Source organism: Chryseobacterium gallinarum (genome assembly GCF_001021975.1).
GTDB classification, from domain to species: domain Bacteria; phylum Bacteroidota; class Bacteroidia; order Flavobacteriales; family Weeksellaceae; genus Chryseobacterium; species Chryseobacterium gallinarum.
This window is the reverse complement of record NZ_CP009928.1, coordinates 940890-951086: the sequence shown is the minus strand read 5'-3', so window position 1 is coordinate 951086 and position 10197 is coordinate 940890. Positions and strand designations below refer to the sequence as shown.

The following is a 10197-nucleotide window of genomic DNA, read 5'->3' as shown; positions in this document are numbered from 1 at the left end:
AATGGAAGTTAAAAAAGAAGTATTAAGAAAATTACCTACATCCGGGTTATTACAATACGTAAATAAAGATAGTAAGTATGTGTCTCTAGCCGTAAAGTATGCTTATGAGATATTGAAAACTGAAAGAAATGTGCAGTTTTCAGATGAAGAGATAAAAAGAATAGAAGAACTGATCGCTTACAAAGAGCGTCAGGAAAATGATCACTTTAAAGTAGATCAGAATATTTTGGAGAATAGTGCTGAAACTGAAAAATATCCTATTCTTTTCTCTAAAAATGATATCATATTGGCTTCAACTGTTATTAACCCGATAGTTGGCGGAGTTTTATTTTTTGTTAATTTGAACAAAGTAAATCAGGTAAAGCCAAAAAGTATCTTTTTAACCATCGGATATCTTATTGCCGCTTTTATAGCTATTTTATTGTATAATACTTACGTCTCAGATCTTATAAGTAATTTTATTATTGAAAGTCTGAGTGGTTATTCAAAAAACAGATACTCGGAATTAACATTTAAAATAGCCTTTAAAATGCTTATTAATTTTTTATTGATAAGTTTTTTATGGGATAAGATTTTTGATAAACAAATGAAGTATAGAATATATAGTGCAACAATTGGTATTATCATTTTTGCTGTCATATATTTATTTATTATTCCTATGTTTTTACATTAAATCAATATGTTAATCATGGATAAAATTTATGTAATTAAATAATATTTCTTATACCTTAACACTTAGAAGCTATCCACCGTAAAGGGGATAGCTTCTTTGTATATTTAAAACCAAATAAAAAATATGTTGGTACTTATCAGAAATAATCAAACCCACCTCATAATGAGATGGGGCCCTTATTTTTTAAAGGAAAAATGATTTGTATTAGTCCCATTAATATGATTTTATTAAATTGCACTCTGAAAAACTAATCAAAAACCTATGAGAACAAAATTATTAATAATCCCCCTGAAATTATAGCGAACAGCAGATACTAATGCAGCATAATATACCTTTTTCAAAAGATTAAGGCTCTTTCTCTTATGGATATATTTCTAATAAGAAGCTCCGGAATTAATAGAAAGAAAAGAAAGCTATTAAATACAACAACTTTTAACATCAAAAAAAAACATGAAACAAAAATTATTAGCCATAGCTGTCTTGATTTCGTCATTGATGTTTTCACAAACAACATTTTCTGAAGTTACAGTACAAAGCTATTCACCTACATTGTATTTAAAAAGAAATACAGATATAGGTGGTTTTACAAGAGGTATTCAGACGCAGAGCCTCAATGGAGATAACGGGTGGTTTTTCGGAGACCTGCACGGTTCTCAATGGATAGTTTCTAAAGGAGATCATCAAAATCGCAAACTGGTAGTCAATGAGAATGGAGATGTTGGAATAGGAACATCCTCACCTTTAACCAGACTTGATGTCAATGGTAATGCCAGATTTTCGGATTTTATAAGTTCTGGAAGTAATTCCTGGATTTTCCATACGCCTGATGATACAAGAAGAACCCTTCATATTGCCCCAAGAAATACTGCTGATAATGATTGGGATTGGGGGAAATCTTTTGTTATGAACGGAGAGAATGGAAATGCTTTACTCAATGGAAAATTTGAGGTGAAAGAAATTAAAGTAACGCTAAGCCCAACAGCAGATTTTGTATTTGAAGACAATTATGATCTTCCCAAATTAGAAGATGTCGAAAAGCATATTAAACAAAAGAAACATCTTCCGGAAATTGCTTCAGCAAAAGTAATGGAAAAAGAAGGAGTAAATGTGGGCGAATTTCAGATTAAACTATTACAGAAAATAGAAGAACTTACCCTGTATTCCATTGAACAAAATAAAAAAATAAATCAGCTGCAGGAAGAGAACAAAACCCTGAAATCTCAGTCTGAAAAGATTAATCAATTAGAGAAACAGGTCCAGCAGCTATTGAACTTTCAAAAAAAATAACCATGAAAAAGAAATTACTATCCCTCTCTTCTCTTTTGATAGGCTTTTTGGGGTTTTCACAAACCGAAGTCTATTTCAAGTATGATGAAGCGGGAAACCAACGGTACAGAGGAACCGATGTGGCGGGAAAAAAGACTCAGGATATTGCCCCGAAAGAAGTTGCAGTCCGGGAGGAGGCTAAAGTAGCCACAGTTACCCTGCAAGCGCCTGCTATTGATGAAAAAACATTCTGGAAACAGATCAGACTTTATCCTGTTCCGGTGAATGATTACTTAACCATCGACTGGACCGAAGAAGTAGATGGATTAATAGAGTCTGTTTCACTTTACCAGCATAGTACGGTCCACTGGAAATTCCAGCAGCAGAATTCACCGGATTTAGGTCGTAAGATAAAGATCAACATGACCGGGTATGATTGGGGTGTTTATATTCTTCGCTTTACCTTAAAAGATGGAAGGGTCTTTGGAAGAAACGTAACTAAAAGGTAAAAACAGAATAATTTACAGATTAAAATTGAAAGATTAAATATTCTTTCAAGGTTATCGAACTATTTTTCAATTAATTATAAAAACTAATAACAATGAAATTTTTCTCATCATTGATGTTGTCTTTGTGTTCGGTATGGGGCTTTTCACAGACCATACTCTACCAGGCAGAATCTACCTCGCGGACGGTACAGGATCCGCAGACGGTGGTCATGGCACAGGGATTTCATGCCAAATCGGATGTTTCAAATCCGTTTGTGGCGAAAATAGGTCCAGCCACGGAAAATCCGGGCGGAGGGCCAACAAATTCAAATGCAGGATCTGGTAATCCAAACGGAACATCTGCTCCTGCGGGAAAGAGTTTTCATGATACAAAGGGAAACATAGAAGTTACCGGAACAGGACAATTAGAATTTACTTTGCCTATTGCCTTACCGCCGGGAGTGAAAAGTGTGGCTCCGCAAGTAAATTTGGTATATACCAGTGGTTCAGGAAATGGAATTGCGGGGTATGGCTGGAATATTTCCGGAATTACGGCAATTTCAAGAATATCAAAGAATATTGAAAGAGACGGAGCTAGCAAAGGAATTCAGCTGGATTATTCTGATGTTTATAGTTTTAACGGACAAAGGTTAATTTTAAAATCCGGTGAATATGGAAAAGATGGAGCAGAATATTATACAGAAAAATATTCTAATGCTAAAATCAGATCTGTAGGAAATACGTTGGGAATATCCGGACCGGATTATTGGGAAGTGACTTTTGAAGACGGTTCGCAAGCCAAATACGAAAGAACATTCTCAGACGGATTTATAGGTGGAGGATCTACTCCAACTTTAGATTATAATATTACCAAATGGAAGGATGCACAAGGAAATTATATTACCTATAATTATGAATATAATGGTAGTAATGGGGGCTTTAGAGAAGTAACAGGCGGCGTATCGAGAATATCCTATATTGCTTGGGGAGGAAATGAAATCTTGAATAAACCTCATTATAACGGAATTCAATTCAATTATAGTGACAGAGGATTTACTGAAGTGAATTACCTTCAGGGTTATAAATATAACCAGAATAAGATATTAAAAGAGATTATTGTCACTTCTAATGGAAACCCATTTAAAAAATATGGAGTAGAGTATACTGATAATGGTACAAGCTATCAGTTCGTTAATAAAATTACTGAATATAATGCAGCTGATGAAGCTGCTAATCCTGTAGAAATTGTGTATGAACCGGCAGCTGCTGGAAATGAAGAAAATAGCAGAGAAAGTGATGTAGCCACCACAAATACAAAAAAATACGGGGATTTTAATATGGATGGGATTACTGATTATTTAGAATTTTTACCCAATCCGGGATCTACGCCATCAGGACCGGTAGGATCATTGATTTTTAGAAGTTCTGTATATAAATCTGTCCCTCCGGTTCCATTACAGTATCCATTGGGAAGTTTTACCGAAGCTGAATTTGCTAAAGGAGCACCTATTGTTTTTAAGAAAAATAATATGGTGAAAAACAGTGTTGGAATTGTAATTCCTCATAAACTAAATACTCCAAGTGCGGCTAAGTCTGATTATGAGTTGCAGGTGTATTCTGTGGATCTTCAAAACTATAAATTCAATCTTGAGTATACCAAGCGTCTTTCTTATGACCAATATACAATGAATGATGGTGACGAAGATGATCCGGGATATTGGTGTACCTATTCAGGAATTATGATGCCTGAATTTACAAGCTATGATTATAATGGAGATGGAATATCAGAATTACTGATTAGTTTTTCGAGATCAAAAACATGTACAGACCCTGATATACTTAATCCTGTAGATCCTACTGTTCCACTAAAAACAGGGGGTACTTTAACAGAAGAACCGGCTCCTCATATTTTAGAGCCGTCTATCGATTCTACGAATACAGAATTTACAGGTAGTGTTCAATCGGAGAATACTGAAAATGTGAAGATCATAAACCCGGGAGGAATTACCACGACGCAATATGGTTCTTCTATTTTATTTGATCTTGATGAGAATTTAAGTTCAGATCAAAGTATCTATAAGTATGAAGAAAGGTATGGTACAGCGAATAGAAAAGTACAATTTGCTGATCTTAATGGAGATGGGATACAGGATATCATCTGGCTAAATTTATCAACTGGAGAAATGACCAGGGTGTTCAATATTCAAAAAACAGAAACTGGAGGCTATACAACAGTCAATGTTGCCAACTTTACAGGTCAGACATTAAGCGGGTTTTTCCATGGTGCTTTATATGGAGACTTCAACGGGGATAGTAAAGTGGATATATTGGTTCCGCAAGCTAATAAATCCTACAATTGGAATTTATTTATTTCCGATGGAAAGCAGCTGAAGCAATCTTATATTAATAATTTTATTTTCTACTATTCAGGAACAGAAACAATTAGTAAAGATACGCATAATACCTGGTTTGAGAAAAGCTGTACCAGCGGAGTCAACAGATACTTCCAATACAATACGGCTGACTTGGATGGAGATGGTAAATCTGAAGTGTTGGTTTCTAACGTTCTTATCAATGATCATCAATGGAATGCACATCATGACCAGGAATGGACTAAAACTCATGTCACAGTATATTCAGTAAATAAACTACCGGGAGCATCCAACAAGGGAATTGTTTATAATCCTCCTGTGGGAACAAGCTGGCCCTGGAACTCAATTCCTTCTAATGATAACATAGAGAATACTGCTATAATTGAAACAAACAGTAATATTAATTTTTACAGAACCAGAGACTGGAAGAAAAATTTCAATGAAAAAGTAATTCCGTTTAGTAATCTCTCATTAAACAGGGATAATCAACAGATTATCTTAATGGGAAGACCAGATGACTGTGCTGGTGTAGTAGGATGTCCTTATAATCATGTTATCCAGTATAATTATCCTTATGTCCCGGCTCTTGCCAGAGTTAAAAATATCAAGCAAGGAGGAGTCATTACAGAGTTGGTTTATCAGGAATTGAATTCAAAAACTGATGCTAATTTCTATAAACCTATCAAAAAAGAGTTATATCCTTATTATGAATTGGAGCAAATGCCATTATCTTTGGCTGTATCCCAGTTAAAGCAATACACCTATGCAGGAACATTAATCCAGGATTTCAGATACAGGGGATTTTTAACTCATTTTACAGGAAAAGGAATTGTCGGATTCCGACAGTCAGCCCGTTCTTCTTTGTACGCGATCGGTAAAGAAAATACAAAAATCTGGACCGGACAGGAAATGGATCCGCTTAACGATGGAGTGCCTGTAAAAGAATGGTCGATAAGAACTAATGATGATTCAAAAGTATTCCCGGATGATCTTTCTGAGAATAATACCCAATTGTTAAGCTTTAAGTCTACAGTATATAAAACGGATAAGCTAATCAATAATCAGGTAGTTGCTAATATTCCTGCAGCCGATCAATCCAAGGTAGTAACGGCTACTGTACCTGTTGCGACAAAGATTAAAGACTTTTTAACCAATGTGTTGACTACCAATACAATTTCCTATGGAAATTACTACCTGGCTTCACAAACCGTATCGAGTATCAATAACGGTTTTGCAACAAAAACAACACAAATTGAATATGCACATAACCCGAATGGAACAGGAAAAGACTATTATATTGGCCGTTTATCTAAAAAGACAGAGGAAAATGCAGCTTATTCCAGTACCGCTAAGAATATTGAGCAATATACTTATGAAGATAATAAGCTGAAGACTTTAAAGACAAGTGTTGGAAACGATTCCAATAATTATATGCTGGAAGATTATGTCTATGATGGTTTTGGGAACGTGGTAGGAAAAACGATTACATCGAATGACGGCCAAACTCAGACTAACAAAACCCAATATGATGCTTTAGGAAGATTTGTAATAAAGAAAACAGACAACTTAGGTTTAGAAACCAATATTACTTATAACGATTGGGGACAAATCCTTACCCAAACAGACGCACTTGGAAATACATCAGTAAATACTTATGACAAATGGGGTAAAATACTGACTGCAAAAACAAACTTGGATGGGATAACCAATTATCAGTATACCATGGATGATTATGGAAATGCAACGGTTATTCAATATGATCCTAATGGAAATATCTCAAAGAAGACTACCAATAAGTTGGGACAGGAGTTTAAGATTGTAACAAAAGCTTTTGGACAAGGGCAGTATGTTGCTAAAGATATTCAATATGATATCCTTGGAAGAAAGGTAGTAGAAACTGAACCCTATTTTGAAGATCAGTCTCCGTCTCAATGGAATACTATAGAATACGATGATTCCGTATTTCCCGCCAAGACAACACTCACTTCATTCACTGGTAAAAAGGTAATCAGTACTGTAGCAGGTCTGACAACAACTGTTAAAGAAGATAATGGTTATGGAAGAGCGACAACGAAAACATTAGATGCTTTAGGAAATGTAATTTCGACCTCTGATAAAGGTGGAGTTATTAACTTTACTTATAATGCAGCCGGAAAGCAGATTAAAGCCCAGTATGCAGAAAATATTGTAACGACAAAGTATGATGATTGGGGTAGAAAAATAGAATTCAGTGATCCATCTAATGGAATTTATAAATATGAATATAATGGTTTTGGTCAAATTAAAAAAATTATTAGTCCTAAAGGAACCAAAGAGTATGTTTATAACAATTTAGGTCAGCTTATTTCTCAGAAAGAAATTTCTACCGTAGATGGTGGGCAGGCTACCAATAAAACAATTGCTTTTACTTATGATGACAAAGGAAGGATGATTTCAAAGTCAGGAACCTCCAAAGGCAAAGCATACAGCTCAAATATAGCTTATGATCCTCAGGGAAGAGTTCTTTCAACATCAGAAAGCAGCAATGAAAAATATTTCATTCAGAAAGGGATAACTTATGATGATAAAGGAAGAATAATGTCTTATGAAAAACAATTGTATTCTTCCGGAGTCCTTACAAAGGTAAATCTTGAAAATGTTTATAGTGCCTGGAGTGGAGATTTATACCAAGTAAAAGATAAGAATTCTGGGAAAGTATTATGGGAGCTGAAGAGCGCTAATGCAAAAGGGCAGGTTCTTCAATCCAGATTGGGAGCGGCAGACGTTAACAATATGTATGATAATAATGGGTTCTTAACAAGTGTTAATCATTCTTCACAGGTTAAACAAAACATTTTACAACTAACCTATTCATTTGATGCTATTAAAAATGAATTAAAAAGCAGGGTTACCGGAGGAGACTTTAATATTACAGAATCATTTGACTATGATGACAACAACAGGCTGGTTAACTGGACGAATCCTGTAACAGGAGTTAAGACGCAAAATGCATTGCTAAATGTTTATGATGCCAAAGGGAGAATCCTTGAAAACGATCAGGTTGGAAAAATTAAATTTGAAAATTCTGCGAAGATATATCAACCGACAGGAATGACCCTTAATGCTGCAGGAATTCAGAATTATACTAATGATCTGATCCAAAGTATTGTTTATAACGAAAATAATGATCCTGTATTTATTGATGGAGAAAAAGGAGATGTAGCGTTTCAGTATGGATTAACATCAATGAGACAAAGAGTTACTTATGGAGGCAACTTTAGTACTGATGCAGATGGTAAATTCACCAAATTCTACAATGAAGACGGAAGTTTTGAAGTAGTAAGAGATAATGCAACAGGTAAAGAAAAACATATTCTTTATATTGGTGGAACACCCTATGAAAGTAGTATTATTTTTGTCAAGAACTATACAGAAAGCAATGGCTCTTATAAATTCTTACACAAAGATTATTTAGGAAGCATCTTAGCGATCAGTGATGAAACAGGAAATAAGTTAGAACAGAGACACTTTGATGCATGGGGGAACTTCACTCATCTTCAGATAGGAAACGGACCAATAGAGACCGATGCTAATAGAATTAAAGAGATTGCTAATACCGGAGGGTTATTATTGGAAAGAGGGTATACTTCGCATGAGCACTTCATGGAAGTAGGAATTATCCATATGAATGGAAGGTTATATGATCCTTTATTGAGAAGATTTTTAAATGCAGACGAGAATATTCAGGATCCTTATAATACTCAAAATTATAATAAGTATGGATATGTAATGAACAATCCTTTATTATATAATGATCCTAGTGGTGAAATTTTCGGGTTAGTTCCGTTATTGTCAGCTGTGATTATTGGTGCGTTTATAGGAACAGTGGCTTATATTGTAAGTTCTTTGATTACAGGTCAAAGTATTACTTTGCTGGGAATTTTTAAATCTACTATATTTGGAGCCATATCAGGAGCTGTAACTTTTGGAATAGGAAGCATATTCTCCGTTGTCAAAGAAGGAGTGCAGGTTGCTACTGCATTAGCGGATAGTCTAGGAAAGGTAGGTACCGTATTTGTACAGGCTGCTGCCCATGGTATTGCACAGGGAACATTATCATTGATGCAGGGAGGATCTTTCCACCAGGCACTTATTTCTGGGGCATTAGGAAGCTTAGGAGCTAGCGCATTTGGAGCTGTTGCAAAAGGTGTGGCAAACTCTGCATTAGGAAAAATTGCTTTTGGAGCAGTAGCTGGAGGTATTGGTTCTGAACTGACCGGAGGAAACTTCTGGCAGGGAGCTGTGATTGGAGGAATTGTTGCAGGATTAAATCATGGATTGCATGAGATAGAGGAAAACAATAAGATTAGAAATGCCTTATCCGATCCTGATGGCGTTCCTGAAGCAAATATGGATTCAGTAAATTCCATTAAAGGGGAAGTGCATGACTTGTTTACTTCCGATATGAAAAAATATGAAGGTAAGGCTGCTGTAGATATAGATTTAACTACCAATTCTGAGTTTGCAGCGGAAACCAAACCTATTGGAGGAATAGGGGCAGATACAGGAAAGATCGGAAAAGTTGGAATAACTTTTTTCAAACAAGCATTTCAATCTAATTATGCTTTAGGGAAAGCCATTTTACACGAATACTATCATGTTGCTGATTATTACTCGGGAAGGGCAACCAGTTATTTTTTGAACTATCGAAAAAATAATAAGGCATTACCAAGTGTTAATTTAATGAAATATAAGCTCGAAGAAAGAGCCTATAAGTTCATTTACGATTTGGGAGATCCAACAAGCGTATTTAAAAATTTTAAAAAAAGCTATGGGTATTAAGTTTGTTATTATTATAATGTTATTATTTCCTTTGCTAATACCATCTCAAATAAATAATGGTATTAAGATTTTTGCAAAATCAAAAGCACCAGGCATGGTAAATTTAGACATTATAAATACTACTTCAGATGAAAAAGTTATATATATAGATACAGAGGCAATACATTTTGCCTGCTCCAAAGAAGATATATGGACAAATACTTTTCTGAGGCCTAATTTGTGTGTTGAACTACCTGAAAAATATTATACAGATGAATTAATTGGTATTTGCCAAGATTGCTCGGGGGGATATGGTTTTTATGGAAATATCAAATTGGATAACTATATAAAACCATTTAAAACGAAATTGAAACCCCATGAAAAGAGACAATTTTCATTCAATTTACAGAAAACTTATCATGTAGAAAAAAAATCAAAATTATTTTCATTAAAATCAAAAATCATTTTATACGATTTTGATAAAATTGGTGATTCCGTTAGGTTGAAAAACCCTATTGAATCTAATACTTTTTTTATTCAGATAAGTTTAATGAGGAAATAGATGAAGGTTGAATCATAATTAAATAAGCATGAAAAA

5 protein-coding genes are annotated in these 10197 nt (G+C 34.7%); all 5 read left to right on the top strand.

The features are described 5' to 3' along the window. Position 1: 1 nt before the first annotated feature. The 5 genes from OK18_RS04400 to OK18_RS04380 all read left to right on the top strand — a co-directional run bounded on the left by OK18_RS04400 (position 2) and on the right by OK18_RS04380 (position 10161). On the top strand, positions 2 to 673 hold the full coding sequence (locus OK18_RS04400) for a hypothetical protein (RefSeq protein ID WP_053327227.1): 672 nt from the start codon (positions 2 to 4) through the stop codon (positions 671 to 673). 450 nt (positions 674 to 1123) lie between these two features. After that, the gene (locus OK18_RS04395; RefSeq protein ID WP_082129135.1) at positions 1124 to 1960 is read left to right on the top strand and encodes a hypothetical protein; all 837 of its coding nucleotides are present in this window, start codon (positions 1124 to 1126) and stop codon (positions 1958 to 1960) included. A 2-nt stretch (positions 1961 to 1962) separates the two neighbouring features. Further along, positions 1963 to 2448 carry a hypothetical protein gene (locus tag OK18_RS04390; protein ID WP_050022162.1) on the top strand — a complete coding sequence of 162 codons (486 nt, stop codon included), beginning with the start codon at positions 1963 to 1965 and terminating at the stop codon, positions 2446 to 2448. A 92-nt stretch (positions 2449 to 2540) separates the two neighbouring features. Then, positions 2541 to 9620 (top strand): RHS repeat-associated core domain-containing protein, encoded by a 7080-nt coding sequence (locus tag OK18_RS04385; RefSeq protein ID WP_053327225.1) that lies wholly within the window; start codon positions 2541 to 2543, stop codon positions 9618 to 9620. Further along, positions 9610 to 10161 carry a hypothetical protein gene (locus tag OK18_RS04380; RefSeq protein WP_053327224.1) on the top strand — a complete coding sequence of 184 codons (552 nt, stop codon included), beginning with the start codon at positions 9610 to 9612 and terminating at the stop codon, positions 10159 to 10161. Before OK18_RS04385 ends, OK18_RS04380 begins: the two co-directional genes overlap by 11 nt. Positions 10162 to 10197 lie beyond the last annotated feature (36 nt).